The sequence below is a fragment of the Paraburkholderia oxyphila NBRC 105797 genome (assembly GCF_000685075.1).
Taxonomy (GTDB): Bacteria; Pseudomonadota; Gammaproteobacteria; order Burkholderiales; family Burkholderiaceae; genus Paraburkholderia; species Paraburkholderia oxyphila.
Genome location: NZ_BAYD01000004.1, coordinates 108,670 through 127,154 on the forward strand (window position 1 = coordinate 108,670; position 18,485 = coordinate 127,154).

Here is an 18,485-nt window from a genome sequence, read left to right on the forward strand (position 1 = left end):
CGGCGCGTAGGGGCAAAGCGGTTCCGTGCGTCATGTCCCGGTCATTGCCGATGACCGGGGCGTGGAATTTCCGGTGGACGCGACAGACACGAACGGCGCCTGGCGGCGTTGTCATTCGTGGATTTATCCGGATGCTCGACGCGGGTCTGCAGCTGTTTCATGAATTTCCATACGAGCACCTGACCGCCGGCCAGGTCTTTCGGGCTGCGCCCCAGGAACCGCGTCACGATACCCGCGAACACGCCCGTCTGTGAGGAACGAACGACCGCACCGATCCGAACTTTTTACATCAGGCGAACAACGATTCTTTCGAGGAGCGACGGCAGGTCGCGTCGCGCATCGACCACGAGATGAACGAAAACAGTATTGTCACGGACCTGATAAATGATCCGGTTTTTGCCGGATAAGGCTTGCCGGAAACCGCCCTCCAGGAAGCCCTCAAGCTCGGCAGGCGCATGACCGCTAGCGGGGAACTGGCGGATTTGGGTGATCGTTTCCTGCAGTTGCGCTGATGTCTGACGCCATGTTTCCCATGCTAACGTGCGGACAACATAGCTTCGGAGTTCGTCGATGCAGATCCGCGCGGTCGGAAGGATGCGGTAATTCAGCAACGGTGCCGCCATCAGCGGAACTTTTCCTGACGGTCGAGTTCGTTGAGCTCCGCGAAGAACTCGTCGCCATCGACGTGATCCCCGCGCTCGATCTGCTTCTGGCCGATAGCCAGGATTTTCAGGAGCGCGAGCGTCTGCTGCGTTGATTCGTAGGTTCGCACATCCTGGACGACGAGCTTCGCCTCGCCGTTCTGCGTGATGATGAGCGGCTCTCCCGACTCAGTCAGGTCCTTTACGATTTGCGCCGCTTCGCTTTTGAGGTAGCTGATTGGCTTTACATGATCGGCGAGGTGCATCAGGCGCTCCAGGGAAGGTTCGCACAGGACCAAATTCAAACCATTAACGGTTCGGTGGCAAGTTGGGGCTGTAGGTGCCGTGAGTGTGATTTTACATAACATAAATTATCGAAGTTTTTAATGTAGGTCCCAAGTAGTAATGTCGTACTTGGGCCAAATAGAAATGTCGTAGTCCGCGGTCATTTTCGTTCATGCTGGACAGCTCGTGACGCGCTCGCGGGAGTCCATCGTGGTCAATAGCAATAACGGGATCATCAGCATGAGCATGCGCGAGCTGGACCGATTCAAGGTCGTCGAAGCCATCGACGAATTTCGGCTCAAGCCCTGGCGTGCAGCCAAACGGCTGGCCATCAGCCGTCGCCAGGTGGAGCGACTGGTGTTGCGATATCGGGCATCCCGCGCGTCCGGACTGGCTTCCCGGCGGCGCGCCAACGCCAACCAATAATAAGCAATCCAATACAAATACGTTAGCTTCTCCACGGGACAATCCTATACTCGTCGCATCGAGGAGCGGCGCATACGCGCGGCCTCCCGCCCTGCTTTTCGCGCGCACCCATAGGACCTCACATGACCACATCGAATCAACGCACCGCCGACCACGCAATCGATCGTCAGTTTCTCGACCGCTGGTCGCCGCGAGCCTTCTCGGACGACACGCTGCCGGAAGCCACGCTGCTCACGTTTCTCGAAGCCGCGCGCTGGGCGCCGTCTTCATACAATTCCCAGCCGTGGCGTTTCGTCTACGCGCGCCGGGGTACCGCGCACTGGTCGCGCTTTGTCGGCTTTCTCAACGATTTCAATCGCGGCTGGGCGCAACACGCCGCTGCAATCGTGATCGTGTTGTCGAAAAAGACCTTCGTGCCGCCCGGCGCGAAAGATCCCGTGACTTCGGCGACTCACTCATTCGATAGCGGCGCCGCGTGGGCACAACTGGCGCTCCAGGCCAGCCTCTCCGGCTGGAAAGCGCACGGGCTCGCGGGCATCGAGCACGAGCGGATTCGCGAGCAGCTCGCCGTCCCCGACGACTACGCCGTTGAAGCCGCTCTGGCGATAGGCCGCCCCGGCGACCCTGCGCAGTTGAACGAAACGCTGCGCGCCCGGGAAGTGCCGAACGGGCGCTTGCCGCTGGCTGCGATTTCCGCCGAAGGCCAATTTGCGTTCGTCGAATGACACTGCGCACGAGCCCTGCCTGGGCCCGTTGCCAACACTTCCTGCCGGAAAACGCATAGCGCGTCGCTTCCTGATTTCGGGCGCGACGCGCTTCGCTTTCCAAAACGCGTCGCGCGGCGCTCAGCGCGCCCGCGTCAACAACTCGTAGCTCGCGTCGTCGGCCGCCGTGGATTGCCGATTCCGGCCCCACCCCACCGCACGGCGATAACTCCCCACCAGCGCGCGATTCACTGTGAGTTCCGCGCAAGCTGCAGGCTCCGATGCGACGAAGAGCGCGTCTTCAGGGCAATAGAGTTCGCACATGAAGCAGGTTTGGCAGTCCTGCTGACGCGCAATTCGTGGGGCGCCGTCTGGCACGGCATCGAAGACATTCGTCGGGCACGCACGCACACAAATATTGCAGGCCGTACAAAGCGACGTATCGACGATCTCGATCATGCGGCCGCTCCCACGCCGGCTTCCCGGTGCAGGCGCTCGACCCACACCTCATCGAGCCCGCCGCTCAACAGCCGATGACGCTGCGCGGGATCGGCGGCCGCATATTCGCGTCGCCGATGCATGCCGCGCGTTTCCTTGCGCTGCAACGCACTGCGATACATCCAGCGCGAATTCGCGAGCATCGCGGCCGCTTCGCGCGCACGCACGGCCTCGCGCGCCCCTGGCGCCGCGCGTGCACCGCTCACGTGGCGCCACAGCGCGTCGAGGCGCGTAAGCGAATCTTCGAGCAGGTCCGCTCGGCGCGTCCAGTTGCGTTGCGTGGGAAATACCTCTTGCTGCACGGCCCGAATCACGGCATCGCTATCGAAAGTCACTGGGCTCGCACCATCGCGCAACGCGACCGTGCCCGCCCGATGCAGCCGGCGAGTGGCGCCCGCCCGCCGTTGCGTACGTGCGTAATCGGCGGCACCTGCCCCGGCCCAGAATCCGGACGACATGGCCCACGCCGCGTTGTGACTGCCGCCGCCCGTGAAGCCGCCACAGATCAGCTCGCGCGTAGCCGCGTCGCCGGCCGCGTAAAGCCCCTCGACGGACGTCGCGCACGTTTCGTCGACGAGATGCAGGCCGCCCGTGCCGCGCACCGTGCCTTCGAGCCGTAACGTCACGGGGAAATGCTGTGTGAAGGGGTCGATGCCGCGCCGGTCGAAGGGCAGAAAGAAGTTGGGCTGGGCACGCCGCATCCATGCCCGAATGTCTTCGTCGGCGCGGTCGAGACAGGCGTACACGGGCTGCGTTTCGAGCGTCTTCGCGATCACGCCACGGCCGTGCGACGAGCCCGCGCCTTCGATCACGCTGCCTGCTTCGTCGTAGAACGTTGCCCACGTATAGAACAGCGATTTCGTCACCGAGCCGAAGGCGGGCCCCAATCCATACGCATTCGAAAATTCCATGCCCGAAAATTCCGCGCCCGCTTCTGCCGCCATCAACTGCCCGTCGCCGGTCAGGACGTTGCAGCCAAGCGCGTTGCTCAGGAATGCGCAACCGCCCGTGGCGATGATCACGCTGCCCGCCTTCGCGACCCACGTGTCGCCCGATTGACGATGCACGCCCGCGGCGCCCGCGACCACGCCGCACTCGTCGATCAGCAATTCCAGCACGGGACTCTGGTCCAGAATGCGCGCGCCGCTGGCTTTCACCTGCTTGCGCAGCAGACGCATATATTCGGGGCCCTGCAGGGAGATACGACGCTCAAGCCCTGTTTCGTCGACAGGAAATGGGTAGCCCCACTGTGCGAGCTGCTCGCAGTTGACCCAAGTTTGCTCGAGCACGCGATCCATCCACACCTGCTCGGCAAGCTCGCCGCCGAGCTTGAAGCGGCTCGCCTTCGCGAGCTCGCGCGCGCTGTTTTCCGGCGCGACGTGCCAGACGGCCGTCCCCGATGGCGCGGTGGCGCCCGAGGTTCCGCAAAAGCCCTTGTCGGCGAGCACGACCTTCGCGCCGCGCGCCGACGCGCCAATGGCCGACCACGCGCCCGCCGGGCCGCCGCCGATCACGAGGACGTCGGCTTCGTACCAGGCCTGCGCGAACGATGCCGTCACCGCGGCTCTTTGGTTCGTCATGGCGTGCTCCTTATCGATGACCTTGCCACGCGGTGAGACGCCGTTCGACGAACACCACGGCATGATTGAACGTCAGCCCGAGCACCGCGAGCGTGACGATACCCGCATACATCTTCGGAATTTCGAACGTATATTGCGAGTAATTCACGAGATAGCCGAGCCCCGCCTTCGCGCCCACCATTTCGGCGGCGATCAGCACCAGTATCGAGTACGCTCCCGCGATGCGAATGCCCGTGAACACCGCGGGCACCGAAGCGGGCAGCACGACCTTCACGAACAGGCGCAGCGAGCCCAGGCCCATCGAGCGCGCGCAACGCACGAGCAGCGGATCGACGTTGCGCACACCGCTTACCGTATTGAGCACGACAGGCCAGAGGCACGAATACACGACCATCGAAACCTTCGACGTCTCACCCATGCCAAGCACGAGCACGAACACGGGCAGCAACGCGAGCGGCGCCGTGTTGCGAAAAACTTCCAGCAATGGATTGAGCAGATCCGCAAGCGTGCGATACCAGCCGATAAGGAGCCCCAACGGCACGCCAATCGCCACGGCGATCGCAAATCCGCTCGCTGCGCGTGCGGCGCTTGCCAGCAAGTTCGCGCCGAGTTCGCCCGACACGGCCATCTCGAACAACGCGCGCAGCACGGCGGAGAACGGCGGCAGGAACGTGGCGTCCACCCATCCCGTGCGCGGCAACACTTCCCAGAGCGCAAGAAACGCGATCAAGGCAATGCTGCCGCGCGCCGCGCGCCAGGCCACCGCGCCCATAGACGTGGCTGAAAAGCCGCGCTTGAATTCGACAGACAACGTACTCATGGTCACTCCCCTCATGCCGCGTGCGCGACCTGCCAATGCGCGTTGCCGCGACGTTGACGAATCAACTGCCAGATTTCATGGCGCAAGCGCACGAATTCCGGCGTCGACCGAATGTCGTCCGAGAGCTCGCCGCGCGGCACGTGCACCGGTAGCGTGTGCGTGACGCGGCCGGGTCCGGCGGCCATCACCAGCACGCGCTGGCCCAGATAAATGGCTTCGTCGATCGAGTGCGTGATGAATACGACCGTCGTGCCCGTGCGCTGCCAGATGCGCAACAGTTCTTCTTGCAGACCTTCGCGGGTTTGCGCATCGAGGGCCGCAAAAGGCTCGTCCATCAGCAGTACTTCGGGTTCATAGGACAGTGCGCGCGCAATCGCCACGCGCTGCTTCATGCCGCCCGAAAGCTCGTGCGGATAGCGATCGGCGAACGCTCCCAGACCAACGAGATCGAGAAAGCGCCGCGCGCGCCCGGCACGCTCACGCCTGGCGATACCTCTCGCTTCGAGCCCGAACTCGATATTGCCGAGCGCCGTTTTCCAGGGCAAGAGCGCGTATTGCTGGAAAACGATGCCGCGATCGAGCCCGGGTCCGTCTATCTCGCGCCCGCCTATCAGGATCTTGCCGCGATCCGCCCGCGCAAGTCCCCCAATCAGGTCGAGCAGCGTCGTCTTGCCACAGCCGCTGGGCCCCACCAGCGCGACGAACTCACCGGCCGCCACCTCGAAGGAAACATCCTCGAGCACGAGAAAATGCCCCCGCCGATTCAAATGAAACCCTTTGACCACGTTGCGCACGCTGATCGATGCACTCATTGCGCTTTCCTCGCGTGATGGCGCCGCTTCACTGGCTCGCGACTTTCTGGTTGAACGGATTGAACTGATTCGAATAGATATCGCCTGGTTTAACCTGCCCGGCTTTGAGCACGCCATTGTTCACATACCAGTCGATATACGTCGTGAAATCGCTGGATGCGATCAACCCGCCCTTGCCGCCCAGGCCGGGCGATTTCCAGTAGTCGACGATGGTGGCGTCTTCATTGCGATGGCGCGCCTCGATGATCTTGTGGAGCCGGGCCACGACTTGTGCGCGTGGCGTGGTGCGAGCCCATTCGATCGCGCGTGCCGTGCCTTCGACGAATTTGCGCACCGTATCAGGGTTCTGCGCGATGAAGCGATCCGTGAACAGATAACTCGCGTACCCGAACGACCCGAAAAGCTGATAATCGGTCGTGAGCAGTCGCGCCCCGCCCTGCGCGAGTTGCTTGTCCTTCACGATATCCTCCAGAAACACGGCATCGAGCTGCTTCTGCTTGAGCAATTGAGCGAGATTCACGGGCGGTGCCGCGACGAATACCACCTTGTCGATGTCGGCCTGCGAGACGCCCGCCTTCTGCAGCCAGGCGGTCACGACGTACTGCTCATACGCACCGGGCGTGTTCACGCCAACGCGGCGCCCGATCAGGTCTCGCGGCCCCTTGATGGGGCTGTCGTCGCGCACGAACAGGCCACCATTGGTCTGCTTGTCGGCGCCGACAAACGCAATCACGGCCTTCACAGGCGCGTGCGCGGCAACGAGCTTGACGATCGAGCCGTTGAACGCGCCGCCGAAATCGACGTCGCCCGTCACGGCCGACTGAATGTCCTGCGGCCCGCTCGTCGTGTTACCCACCCACTTGAGCTTGATGGGCGCGAGATAGCCGAGGTCTTCGGCCAGCTCGGGATACAGCACTTTGCTCGCCCACCCCTGGTAACGCAGCTCCTGCTTCTGCGGCGTCTGCGCGAACGTCGGCATTGACGCCGCCCCGGCGACCGTCGCCGAAATATAGAGGATACCGAAGCGTATTGAATCAGGAAAGCGCCAGCGTTTCATGTGAGGTTCCGTGTCAGAGGCGATATGTCCCGTTTAGAACGCGCCGTCGTGCTCGAGCGTGATGCGATGAATGCGTCGCCGTGCGGACCCGTAGTCGCGTGCCGCGTAGTGCTGCACCTGACGGTTGTCCCAAATCGCAACATCGCCCTGCCGCCATTCGAAACGTGCCTGGACCTCGGGTGTCTTGACGAGGTCATACAGATAGTTGAGCAGGTTCTGGCTCGCAGTTTTGGAAACACCGAGCAAATGACTCGTATGTCCCTCGTTGACGAACACGAGCTTGCGGCCGTTTTCCGGGTGCGTCTTGATCACCGGCACCTCGATGGGCGGATATTTCTGCGCGGCGTCGCGCACGCGCGCCAGACCTGCCTCCACGCTGTTCTCCTCGCTGCCTTCCGGAATGTCGTATCCGCTCAGCAACTCGGCAAGTGCGCCCTTCTTCGGCGAGGCGATGAAGGTGTTTACTGCGCTCAGCTTCTCGAAGTAGCGGGCCAGATCGGCATCGAGCAAGTCGTAGACCGCCGCCGCCGAGGACCAGATCGTGTCGCCACCGCCGCCCTCGGGGATCTCCTGTGCGTGGAGGACAGTGGCTTTGGGTGGCTGATGCTGCCACGAGACGTCTACGTGCCAGTTGTCCGTGCCGCCTGAACGCGTGCTGTCGCTGTGCGCAATGACCTCGATCTCGGGAAAGTCCGTCACGGCAGGCAAATAGATGTTCTTGCGGATCGGATTGCCAAAAATGCGCGCGAGCGCCACGTGCTGCGCGGGCGTGAGGGTCTGCTCGCGAAAAAAGATCACGCCGTGATCGACGAGCGCCTGACGTAGTGCCTGCCGGTTCGATTCGCTCAACGGCTTCGAAAGATCGACGTTCTCGATCACCGCTCCGATCAGCGGTTTGTAGCGACGTACGTGCAGTTCCTGATCGGCGTCGGCTTCAGGTTGGGATGGCTTCAGTACCGTGCTCATTGAGTCCTCCGTGGTCAAGGCTGGGAACATCAAACCATCGGCGCTGCCACTCATGCAACGAAGCAATTGAAGGACGCTCTTCAACGTACGCATGCGTTGCATTGACGAATCGATCATTTGCCTTGCCCGCGGTCGTTTTCTATAGTCAAACGTTACGCGGCGTTCCGGCGTTCCGGCGTTCCGGTGCGGCATGGCGAATCAAAGACGTTGTGGCGGGCGGCCTCCACGCGAGAACGTGGCGTCGTCCAGCTTGCGTCGCCGTGCGCGATCTTATCGCGCCTGCGTGTCCACGAAGGCCGCGCAACGGTCGGCGGGCATCGTCAGGCGATCATGGCGCATGCACAACCGGCTCGCCCCCATACTCGAGCCGTAGGCGGAACCGAAAGAAGCCAGTCCGGGCATGCTCGCTTCGAGCAGTGCCCGATCGTCGGCCCAATGCGCGCAGCGCGCGCAAGTCCCGGATGAGGCGTCGCAGGCGCGGGCCGCGCGCACCGCTGGAGCATGCGCGTTCATTGTCCGAGCGCGAGCCAGTACGGGGCGAATACGTGCACCGAGAGCACATAGCCGATCACCACGTTGACCGCCACGCCGGCGGCGAACGCCGCGAGCGGTTTCAGGCCGGTTGACGAGAGCGCCGTGAAACGCGTGGTCAATCCGATGCTGAGAAAGCAGAACGTGAAGGCCCACGTGCGCAATGCGACGATCGGCGCCACGAATGCCGGGGTGACGACGCTGCGATATTCGGCCAGGGTGTAGTGAGAAGCGACCACGGTGACCAGCGCCGACGCGACCGCGAATCCGATGACGAATTTCGGAAACCGCGTCCAGATTTCCTTTGCGCCCGTGCGCGTCTGCACCGTGGCGTCCGTGTCGCGATCCCAGCGCGTGGTGGCGACAATGGCGAGCGCGAAGGCCCAGATGCCGATCCAGATGTCGCGGCCCACGACCTTCATCAACACGAACGCCTGCAGCGCCGCATCGGGCGCACCGGCCACGGCGCCCGTGGCGTGGCGCGCAAAGTCTCCGTATGCCTGGGCAGCGGCGATGCCCGCGGCATCGGCGAACTCGGAGGTGCCGATCCACGCGCCGGCGACACCGGTCGGCAGTCCAAGCACACGCGAGAGCGCCGGGAGAGCGAACACCATCACGATGGCCCAGACCACCACGAGCGTGATCGCCACCGAGGCCTGCTCGCGGCGTGCGCGCACCGCGCCGGCAATCGCAATGGCTGCTGATACGCCGCACACCGCGCCGCCCACACCAAGCACGGCGGCAAAGCGCTGATCGATTTTCAGCGCGCGCGCCACGCCGTAGATCACGAAGAACGTCGCAAGCGAGACGATGGTCGCCTGCCCGATGGCCACGGGTCCTGCCCAGACGATCAGCGTGAACGGCAACGTCGCGCCCAGCAGCACGATACCGACCTTGATATAGAACTCCACCCGCAACGCAGGGGCGAGCCATGCCGGGACCTTGAACAGGTTGGAGACGATCAGACCCAGCACCAGCGCGATCAACGGCGCCTCCAGGTTGTAGCGGTTTGCCTGACTCCACGCGGCAAGCGCGAAAATCAACGCTGACACGGCGAACACGACCGCGAACCCCGCCACGAATCGCACGACCGGCAAGCCGAGCGCCGCGATGGCGACCGAAAAGACGATGGCGAAGGCTGCAAAGAGCGCGAGGTAGCCTCTCGCGTGCGCGGCGGCATCGTGCGCGAGGGCGCCGGAGTCCGACCATCGCGCGGGCGTGACGGCAAGCACCTTGATACTGCTGCCGGACGCGAACAGCGCATACGCGACGGCGATCGCAAACAGGCCGACGGCGACGGCCCACCAGTCCTCGTTTCCCCACGGCCCGCGGCGCTCCTGCACCGACGCCGCGTTTGCGGCTCCACCGTTGCCGGCGCTTCCGGCAATCGACGTATGACTCATGATGTGACCCTGCCCATTCGTTGATCGCTATTTGCAAACGTTGACGTACCCACCGAGGTGCGCAATCCGCGTTTGTCGCGCTCGCGCGCAGATCAGTATGGATTCCAGGTGCACTGAATCTGAAATAATTTATTCACCTTTGCATATCTCGGCTATCTGCCCACCTCGTGTTCGAGGAGAGAGCAGTCACGAGTTTCGAATGAGGAATGACGTGTGGCGGCACACGAATCCGGCACGCGCCACACTAATAAGCTATACAAAACAAATGCGTTAGCTCGCGACAGGTGTGCCCCTATACTCGTCGCACCAGGGTTGCGCATGTGCGCGTGCCTTCGATCTTCGCCCGGTGGGCGAGAAAGTCGGCCCGGGTCAGAAGTGGAGACCCGTTGCGGAGCGCCACCTGAATTTCTGCAACACCTTCCTTTCGGATAGATAGCATGACTAATCGTAGCGCATTGGTAACGGGTGGAATGGGCGGTCTCGGCGAGGCAATCAGCGTACGGCTGTACGACGCGGGATACAGGGTCGCCGTCACCCACTCGCCGGACAACGCAGGCGCAAAGGACTGGCTGGCCAGAATGAAAGAGACGGGCCGCGATTTCCACGCCTGTTCCATCGACGTGGCCGACTACGATTCGTGCCAGCGCGGCGCGCAGAAGATCAAGAATGAACTCGGCCCCGTCGACATTTTGATCAACAATGCGGGCATCACGCGCGACATGACCTTCAAGAAGCTCGACAAGGTCAATTGGGACGCGGTGCTGCGCACCAACCTCGATTCGATCTTCAATATCTCGAAGCCGCTGTGCGACAGCATGGTCGAGCACGGCTGGGGCCGTATCATCAATATCTCGTCGGTGAACGGATCCAAGGGCGCCGTGGGCCAGACGAACTACGCGGCTGCGAAGGCGGGCATGCATGGTTTCACCAAGGCGCTCGCGCTCGAGGTCGCCCGCAAGGGGGTGACGGTGAACACCATCTCACCGGGCTATCTCGCGACGAAGATGGTCACCGCCATTCCTCAGGAGATTCTCGACACGAAGATCCTCCCGCAGATTCCAATGGGGCGCCTCGGCAACCCGGATGAAGTTGCGGCGCTCGTGTTGTTCCTGTGCTCGGACGAGGCAGGCTTTGTGACCGGCGCGAATATCCCCATCAACGGCGGCCAGCACATGCAATGACCGTCGCGCCGGGTCGTCGCGGCGGTCATTGCTGGACGCCCCAGCGCCTTACGGCTAGCGCCGCACTGCCAGCCGGCGCAGCACGGCAATCATCGTATCGACCTCGTCGCAGGTATTGAAGAAAGCGAGCGAAGGGCGCACGGTGGCTTCGAGGCCGTAGCGGCGCAGAATCGGTTGCGCGCAGTGATGCCCCGCGCGGACCGCGATGCCCTCCTCGTTCAGCGCCTGCCCGACCTCTTCCGGGCTGTACCCCTTCATGACGAACGACAGCACGCTTGCCTTGTCCGGCGCGGTGCCGATGAGGCGCACGCCAGGCACAGGTGCGAGCACGCTCGTCGCATAGCCAAGGAGATCGTGTTCATAGCGCGCGATATTCTCGATCCCCAGCCGCGTCACGTAGTCGAGTGCCGCGCCAAGGCCCACGGCGTCGGCAATGTTGCCCGTGCCGGCCTCGAAGCGTCCGGGTGGCGGCTGGAACAGCGTGCGCTCGAACGTGACGTCGGTGATCATGTTGCCGCCGCCCTGCCACGGCGGCATATCCTCGAGAAGCGCGCGCTTGCCATACACGACGCCGATGCCGGTTGGACCGAATATCTTGTGTCCCGAGAAGACGAAAAAGTCGGCATCGATGGACTGGACATCGACGCGCATGTGCGAAACCGACTGTGCGCCATCCACGAGCGCCTTCGCGCCGACACGATGGGCCATCTCGACAATGTCCTTCACCGGCACGATCGTCCCGAGCGCGTTCGACACCTGCGTGACAGCCACGATCTTCGTCCGGTCGCTGAGCAGTTTGCGGTATTCCTCCAGCAGCACCTGCCCCGAATCGTCAACCGGGATCACGCGCAGCACCGCGCCAGTCTGCGCAGCCAGTTGCTGCCAGGGCACGATGTTCGCGTGATGCTCGAGGTGCGAGAGAACAATTTCGTCGCCGGCGCCTACATGCTGGACGCCCCACGATTTGGCGACCAGATTGATGGCCTCGGTGGTGCCGCGCACGAAGAGGATCTCTTCGGCGGACGACGCGCCGATGAAGCGCCGGACCGTTTCGCGCGCCTGTTCGTAGGCATCGGTGGCGCGGCCCGCGAGCGTATGCGCGGCCCGGTGAATGTTCGAATTCTCGTGCGCGTAGAAGTACGCGAGCCGGTCGATCACGGCCTGCGGCTTGTGCGTCGTGGCCGCGTTGTCAAACCAAATCAGCTGCTTGCCGTTGACGCGCTCCTGCAGGATCGGAAAGTCGCGCCGCACCGCATGGACGTCGAACGGCGGATGCGCCGCCGGCGCGAGCGGCGCCGCCGGGTGTGGTCCCTCCGCCCGCTCTCGCCGCTGCGCGTTTTCGAACACGTAGAGCGCGTGGGGGCTGTCGGGCGTGCGCTGCACAAGCGGCAGCAAATCGCCCAAATCGTCTTCGGCAACGAGGCCGAATGCGCGCGGATCGCCGAAGTCGAGGGGCGGCGCAGCGACTTCCCGGGGTTCGCCCCGCCAACCATACTTCGCCGCATCGACGAAATAGAACGGCGATGCCGCCTGCGGGGCATCTGCCTGCGCCGCGGCCAGTTGGGTCGTGGCCATGGAGCGCTCGCCGGCTCCATTCAGTTCCGGCACGCCGAGGACAGCACTGCCGGCCCGGGGTTCGAGCGCGGGCGCGATCATCTGCACATTGTCGGGAATGCCCCGCTGTGCTGCGGCGTGGGGAGCGAGGCCAGGCGCGCGGTTGCCGAGCGAGAGCACGTGCGTTGGCGCACCAGGCAGCAGGTTGACGCCGGGCACGTACCCTTGCGGCGGACTCATGCCGGGCAACCCGGTGCCCGTGCCGCCCGGTCCGGCGAGCGGCGATCCGGCAGGCGCCGGGTTGCTCGCGGACGCAACCAGCGGCGCCGCCGCAGGCAACGCCGATGGCACGCCGCCCACTGCGGCGCTGGCGGCCGACACATCGGGCGCCGCGACGCCGCCTGGCAACGCCGAGAAGAACTCGTTCGCAAGGCGCGCGAGCAATGCGGGATCGGGCAGGCCAGCCGGCGATACGGGCGTGCCGGGCAACGGCAGCGTCGCCAGCGGATCAGCGGTAGGCGTAGTCATAGTCGTGGTACTTGCCGATTTCGACTTCGTCCAGCACCGCGAGCGCGTCCGGCGTATGGACGGCCAAAGAGCAGTACAGCGAGATCAGGTACGAAGCGATTGCCTGATTGTTGATGCCCATGAAGCGCACCGACAGCCCCGGCCCCTGTTCGCCGGCGACGCCGGGCTGATACAGGCCAACTACGCCTTGCCGCTTGTCGCCCACACGCAAGAGCAAAACTTTCGTTTTGCCGTCGGCGACAGGGACCTTGTCGGACGGAATCAACGGAATGCCGCGCCACGTAATGAACTGCGAGCCGAACAGGCTCACCGTCGGCGGCGGCACGCCGCGCCGCGTGCATTCGCGGCCGAACGCGGCGATCGCCAGCGGATGCGTGAGAAAGAACGCCGGCTCTTTCCAGACTTTCGTCAGCAGCTCGTCGAGATCGTCGGGTGTCGGCGCCCCGCTCAGCGGAAAGATCCGCTGATCTTCCTCGACGTTGGCCAGCATGCCGTAATCGGGATTGTTGATGAGCTGGCTTTCCTGCATCTCCTTGATCGTTTCGATCGCAAGACGCAATTGCTCCTTGATCTGATCGTGCGGGCTGCTGTACAGGTCCGAAATGCGCGTATGCACGTCGACAATCGTGCTTACGGCATTGAGGAAGTATTCACGCGGGTGCTCGTCGTATGGCACGAAGGTGGTCGGCAGTGCGCCCTCGTCTTCGCGCGCCGTGCAGGCCGCATGCACGGCCTCGGGATCCCTGACACGGTTCAGACGGTAGATGCCCGCTTCCACGGGCACCCACTGCAAGAGATGCGTGAGCCAGCGCGGCGTGATGGTGGAGAGTTGGGGAACCGTCTTGGTGGCATTGGCGAGCTGCCTTGCCGCGTTATCACCGAGCGCTGTCGGGCTTGCCGCGGGTCCGTTTTCGATCGTCGACATGAATGACTCCGGATTCTTTAGAAAGAACGGGAAAATGCATATGACGGTTCGTCATTATAGGAGTCGAAAATTGGCGGCCCAACAAGAAATTAAACAACCCAAAGAATGCAAACGTCGAGGGTGCAGCCGCTGCGAAATAAGCAACCTGCTAATCCACGAAGGCGCGTTCGATCACATAGTGACCTGGCGAGCTGTTCCTGCCTTCGACCAGACCGGCTTGCTTGAGCAGCTCCGTCGTGTCCCTCAGCATGGCCGTGCTCCCGCACAGCATCACGCGGTCAGCTTCGGGTGAGAACGGCGTCTGGCCGAGATCGTCAAACAGCTTGCCCGACGCGATCAGGTCCGTGATGCGCCCTTCATTCTCGAATTCCTCCCGCGTGAGCGTGGGGTAATACACGAGCTTTTCCCTGATCACCTCGCCGAGATACTCGTGGCCCGGCAGGTCATGCCGGATGTACGCCATGTAGGCAAGCTCGCCCTTGTGGCGGCAGGTATGCGTGAGGATGACGCGCTCGAAACGCTCGTAAATGTCCGGGTCCCGGATGATCGACATGAATGGCGCGAGGCCGGTGCCGGTCGAGAGCAGCCACAACGTCTTGCCGGGCAACAGGTTGTCGGTGACCAGCGTGCCGGTCGGCTTCCTGCCGATCAGGATCGTGTCGCCGACCTTGAGGTGCTGCAGGCGCGACGTGAGCGGACCGTCCTGGACCTTGATGCTGAAGAACTCCAGATGCTCCTCGTAGTTCGGGCTCACGATACTGTACGCACGCGTCAGCGGCTTGCCCTCGACGTCCAGGCCAACCATCGTGAACTCGCCGTTGTTAAAGCGCAGCCCTGGGGCACGCGAGCACGTGAAACTGAACAAGGTATCGGTCCAGTGATGGACGGATTGAACCGTTGCGAGATCGTATTTGCTCATGTTGTCTGAAGAAACGACGTTGGACGGGGCGTGTCCCGCGGGGCGCGCTTGCCGGGTCAGCCCGGACGCGTGCTCGCGATACGGTGGAGGCAGGCCGCGAGCTGGCGTCGCGGGCACCGGAAGGCTCGCCGCGAGGGCCTGGCAACCGCTTGAACGACACACCCCGTCAGCCCGACTGCGTTCTGGCGCATTGTCGTGCCCCAAACGACGCGCTGGAAACGAATTTGTTTTCATATGCAAACCGCTGCCGCGCGAGACCCGGCACAGCGCCCTTGCGCGGCCACGTAATCTGTTCCGCCAGGCGGCAACAGGCCACGCTCCCACTGAAAGATCCGCAAGCGATAGTCGGCCTCCGCTGCTTTGCGCCTGGCGAGGTCTTTTCCGCGAGCCGGCGCTTTCGCAATTGCCTGCGGCTGAGCGCGGCATACATCTGGGATGAGCGAATCGAAGACGGTGTGCGCCGCCTGGGGCGGCTCGCGCAGGCGTTGCTCGCGGGCTGAGTGCGAGGGTGTTTCATATCCGCCCCGCCGTTCCACTCAATCGTCAGAATCGCCCGGAAAGCAGATATCCCGCTTGCGGCACCTGCGCCTTTAGCCCGAGCGTCTTGAGAATCCGGTAGACCGTGGCAACGGACGCGGACAAAACGGGCTTGCCGAGCCGATCCTCAACCGTCTGAATGGAGGGCAGCGACGGCATTTGCACGCATGCCGACAGCACGACGGCATCCGCGTTGCGGATATCGAGGCGATCCGCATGCGCAACGAGGTTCGCAGGATCGAGGCGCCCCACTTCGAGATTGTCCGCGACCTCGAGGCTGATGGAATCCGTCACCTCGATGTCTTCGCTCTCGATGTAGTCGATGACTTGCTGCGTTAGCGACTTCATATACGGCGTAATGATCGCCACACGCTTGAATCCCATCGTCTTGATCCCCTCCACCAGCGCGCCGGCGGAACTCACGATCGGCGTTGGCGCACCATTGCCCTCCACCACCTTCTTCAAACGTGCCTCGGACTGGCGATGATAGCCGGCGCCCTGGCACATGATGGCGACGAGGCAGGCGTACGCCAGCACATCGCATCGCGCGTCGCTGAGCTCGAGCGCGCAGCGGTCGCTGTCCACGTCCATCTTGCGCAGCTCCTCCGGTGTCACGTGCATCATCCGCATGCGCGCCGAGTGAAACGTAAAACGCTCTTCAGGAAAGAGTCCGTAGCGCGACGTCAGCATTGCGGGAATTTCCGTCTCCATCGTGGTGTTGGAGCTCGGTACGATCTGACCAATCCGATAATGCTTCATTTCAAAATCCACCTTTACAAAAGTCATCAATTGCCACTCGTCAGTTCGACACCCCGCGTCTCGCGGAGGGCAAACACGAGCAGTGCGGCGCACACATAAGCGATAGAAGCGATGCAGTAGGTTTTCGTGAAGCCTATGAACGGCATCAGAGCGGGCACCAGCTTGATGCCGGCAATCGCGCCCACCCGGCCGAAGTTGAAGCAGAAGCCGGCGGCCGTCGAGCGCACGCTGGTCGGAAACAACTCCGCATACCACGCACCGAATCCGCTGAAATACCCTGTGAAGAATCCCAGCGCCGCGCTGAGCAACCCGATCACGAGGATGTTGGCCGCCGTCATGGCAAGCTTGCCGTGGGTCAGCGGGAGCATCGTCACGCCATAGGCGAACAACGGCACCGCGATCGCTACGCCCACGAAGAAGGCCGCGAACGCGCGCCGCCTGCCGTAACGCTCGGCGAGAACGCCGTAGTAGAGGTAGCCCAGCGTTGCGCCAATGCCCGTCCACACGAGGAATACCGGTGCTTCATCCACGCGCACATGCAGCACGCTCTGAAGATAGGTGGCGGTGAACGTGGTGATGATCCAGTAGCCGAACATGCCGAGGATGGAGATCACCAGTGCGATGAGCGTCGTGCGCCGGTATTGCGGCGCGAAGATCTGCGTGAGCGAAGCCTTCCTGGCGTTTTGCCGGAGAAATTCCCGATTGGCCAGCCAGACCGGGGATTCCTTGACGAACAGGAGAATGATCGCGCCCATCGCGTAAGCCGGAATCGACGCAAGGATGAAGAGGCGGCGCCACGAATCGGGATCGTTCGCGTTGAGGAAACTCCACGCGAAGATTGCGGCCAGCAAGCTGCCGCCGGACCAGCCGGTCTGCAGGAGCGAAATGGCTCTCGCCCGGCCCGAAGCTGGCCAGATTTCGCTCACGAGTGCGACGGCGGCCGACCAGAGGCCACCCACGCCGATCCCCACGGCAAACCGGTACACATTCAGCTCAGTCAGGCTGTGCGCGAATCCGCACAGCAGCGTGCCCGTGCCATAGGTCAGGACCGAGATCAGCAACGTGCGTTTGCGGCCGATCTTGTCGGACACATTGCCGAGAAAGAATCCACCGATGCCAGTCGCGAAGAGAAACCACGCAACCGTCGATACGACGTCACGCAGCGTTGCAGAGAACGTGTGCGCAACGGAAAGGATGATGAACCCAAAAATCGTGGCATCGAGCGCATCGAATAGCCATGCGCCCCAGCTCCCGCCCAGGTTGACGATGCGTCCGGTACGCGAGAGTTGGCCCGATGCTTCGGTGGGCTTGCTTTCGACCAGCCCTGTGACTTCCGCTGTTTTCACTTGCTCCTCCATTCGCTTCTCGATCGAATGTCTCGTATCGTAGTGAGGCGCCGAATCGGTGTATATCAGTCATTGGCGAGCCTGCCATCGTCAACCGCGATGGCAAGATCTGACCGCGAAAAACCGGTCAGGAATGCGAACGAAGATGATCGAAGAGGAGGCGCGCGACGGGAGATAGCGCATCCAAACGCCGCACGCAGATGAAGAGTTCGCGCGTTGCCCACGGCTCGGCGAGCTTCAGCGTGCGGGTTCCCGGGAGATGATAGATCGCGGCATTGCCGGCGGGCAGAATGCCAATGCCCACGCCAACTTCGACCATGCGGCACAACGCATCGTAGGACGACACCTCGACGTTGGCGCGAAGCGATTTCCCATGCCGGCCGGCGGCCGTGAGCATCTGAAAGCGCAGGTGCGTGCCGGCGCGCAGCACGACATGCTCGTAATCGAGTGTCTCACTGAAGGTGACTTCGTCGCGATCTGCGAGCGCGTGACCCACCGGCACGATCACCGTGAGTTCGTCGGTTCGAAACGGATACACCTCGATATCGGCGCTGTGCGGCAAATACGTGAAGATGCCGATCTCCGCCAGATTGTTGGCGATGCCTTCGGTAATCGTAAGGCTGTCGTGCTCCTGAAGCGAGATATGCACTTCCGGATAGCGCTCGTTGAATGACTTCACGAGCGGCGGCACGAAGGTCGCAATGGCCGAAATATTGGCGAAGACGCGCACCGTACCGCGTCGGCCGTCGGAAAAGTCCCGCATGCGCGCGACGATGTCGTTCAAGCCGTCAAGCACTTCGCGCGCCAGCACCGAAAGGTTCACGCCGGCCGCAGTCGGCGTGATGCCCTTGTTGGTTCTCACGAGCAGCTGGGTGCCGAGCATCTGCTCGAGCTCGCTTAGCCGCTTGCTCACGGCCGCCGCGGCAATATGTTCGCGCGCCGCGGCGCTGGCAATCGTGCCGTCCTCGATAACGGCTATGAAGAGCCGTAGTGACAACGGATCGAGCTTCACG

General features: G+C 63.0%; 18 protein-coding genes. 3 read left to right on the plus strand and 15 right to left on the minus strand.

Annotation, left to right across the window (positions count from 1 at the left end):
* Positions 1-284 precede the first annotated feature (284 nt).
* Complete coding sequence (locus BO1_RS57055) at positions 285-623, minus strand: type II toxin-antitoxin system RelE/ParE family toxin (protein WP_028216333.1); 339 nt, start codon at positions 621-623, stop codon at positions 285-287.
* Complete coding sequence (locus BO1_RS03315) at positions 623-907, minus strand: type II toxin-antitoxin system Phd/YefM family antitoxin (RefSeq protein ID WP_028216334.1); 285 nt, start codon at positions 905-907, stop codon at positions 623-625. Before BO1_RS03315 ends, BO1_RS57055 begins: the two co-directional genes overlap by 1 nt.
* A 229-nt stretch (positions 908-1,136) precedes the next feature.
* Between BO1_RS03315 and BO1_RS49500 the strand changes: the two genes are divergently transcribed.
* Together BO1_RS49500 and BO1_RS03325 are read left to right on the plus strand one after the other, a co-directional pair.
* Positions 1,137-1,352: a helix-turn-helix domain-containing protein gene (locus BO1_RS49500; RefSeq protein ID WP_322788516.1), complete on the plus strand. Its 216-nt coding sequence runs from the start codon at positions 1,137-1,139 to the stop codon at positions 1,350-1,352.
* Positions 1,353-1,474: 122 nt separating this feature from the next.
* Positions 1,475-2,077, plus strand: coding sequence for a nitroreductase family protein (locus BO1_RS03325; protein WP_028216335.1), 603 nt, complete (start codon positions 1,475-1,477; stop codon positions 2,075-2,077).
* A 120-nt stretch (positions 2,078-2,197) separates the two neighbouring features.
* Here BO1_RS03325 and BO1_RS03330 read toward each other — a convergent pair whose 3' ends face one another.
* The 7 genes from BO1_RS03330 to BO1_RS03360 form a co-directional block, all read right to left on the minus strand.
* Complete coding sequence (locus tag BO1_RS03330; protein ID WP_028216336.1) at positions 2,198-2,515, minus strand: 4Fe-4S dicluster domain-containing protein; 318 nt, start codon at positions 2,513-2,515, stop codon at positions 2,198-2,200.
* A complete protein-coding gene (locus BO1_RS49505; protein WP_043283659.1) occupies positions 2,512-4,134 on the minus strand; it encodes an FAD-dependent oxidoreductase in 1,623 nt (540 codons plus the stop codon). Before BO1_RS49505 ends, BO1_RS03330 begins: the two co-directional genes overlap by 4 nt.
* 10 nt (positions 4,135-4,144) lie before the next feature.
* On the minus strand, positions 4,145-4,954 hold the full coding sequence (locus BO1_RS03340; protein ID WP_028216337.1) for an ABC transporter permease: 810 nt from the start codon (positions 4,952-4,954) through the stop codon (positions 4,145-4,147).
* Between the two features lie 11 nt (positions 4,955-4,965).
* Complete coding sequence (locus BO1_RS03345; RefSeq protein WP_028216338.1) at positions 4,966-5,766, minus strand: ABC transporter ATP-binding protein; 801 nt, start codon at positions 5,764-5,766, stop codon at positions 4,966-4,968.
* A gap of 28 nt (positions 5,767-5,794) precedes the next feature.
* Positions 5,795-6,823, minus strand: coding sequence for an ABC transporter substrate-binding protein (locus BO1_RS03350; RefSeq protein ID WP_028216339.1), 1,029 nt, complete (start codon positions 6,821-6,823; stop codon positions 5,795-5,797).
* 33 nt (positions 6,824-6,856) lie between these two features.
* Positions 6,857-7,789 carry a TauD/TfdA dioxygenase family protein gene (locus BO1_RS03355; protein WP_028216340.1) on the minus strand — a complete coding sequence of 311 codons (933 nt, stop codon included), beginning with the start codon at positions 7,787-7,789 and terminating at the stop codon, positions 6,857-6,859.
* Between the two features lie 509 nt (positions 7,790-8,298).
* Positions 8,299-9,723: a YeiH family protein gene (locus tag BO1_RS03360; protein ID WP_028216341.1), complete on the minus strand. Its 1,425-nt coding sequence runs from the start codon at positions 9,721-9,723 to the stop codon at positions 8,299-8,301.
* A gap of 437 nt (positions 9,724-10,160) precedes the next feature.
* Between BO1_RS03360 and phbB the strand changes: the two genes are divergently transcribed.
* Positions 10,161-10,904 carry an acetoacetyl-CoA reductase gene (gene phbB / locus BO1_RS03365; protein WP_043283663.1) on the plus strand — a complete coding sequence of 248 codons (744 nt, stop codon included), beginning with the start codon at positions 10,161-10,163 and terminating at the stop codon, positions 10,902-10,904.
* A 54-nt stretch (positions 10,905-10,958) separates the two neighbouring features.
* On the opposite strand, the gene BO1_RS03370 is transcribed toward phbB, so the two are convergent.
* From BO1_RS03370 to BO1_RS03400, 6 genes are all read right to left on the minus strand, one after another.
* Positions 10,959-12,986 carry a family 2A encapsulin nanocompartment cargo protein cysteine desulfurase gene (locus tag BO1_RS03370; RefSeq protein ID WP_043283664.1) on the minus strand — a complete coding sequence of 676 codons (2,028 nt, stop codon included), beginning with the start codon at positions 12,984-12,986 and terminating at the stop codon, positions 10,959-10,961.
* Positions 12,967-13,911, minus strand: a complete 945-nt coding sequence (locus BO1_RS03375) for a family 2A encapsulin nanocompartment shell protein (protein WP_028216344.1) — start codon at positions 13,909-13,911, stop codon at positions 12,967-12,969. The genes BO1_RS03370 and BO1_RS03375 overlap by 20 nt, the downstream gene beginning before the upstream one ends.
* Positions 13,912-14,059: 148 nt before the next feature.
* Positions 14,060-14,830 carry a ferredoxin--NADP reductase gene (locus tag BO1_RS03380; RefSeq protein ID WP_028216345.1) on the minus strand — a complete coding sequence of 257 codons (771 nt, stop codon included), beginning with the start codon at positions 14,828-14,830 and terminating at the stop codon, positions 14,060-14,062.
* Positions 14,831-15,373: 543 nt separating this feature from the next.
* Entirely contained in the window at positions 15,374-16,126 is a 753-nt protein-coding gene (locus BO1_RS03390) for a maleate cis-trans isomerase family protein (protein WP_028216347.1), read from the minus strand.
* Between the two features lie 26 nt (positions 16,127-16,152).
* Positions 16,153-17,472, minus strand: a complete 1,320-nt coding sequence (locus BO1_RS03395) for an MFS transporter (RefSeq protein ID WP_028216348.1) — start codon at positions 17,470-17,472, stop codon at positions 16,153-16,155.
* Positions 17,473-17,599: 127 nt separating this feature from the next.
* Entirely contained in the window at positions 17,600-18,484 is an 885-nt protein-coding gene (locus tag BO1_RS03400; protein ID WP_028216349.1) for a LysR substrate-binding domain-containing protein, read from the minus strand.
* Between the last annotated feature and the right edge of the window lies 1 nt (position 18,485).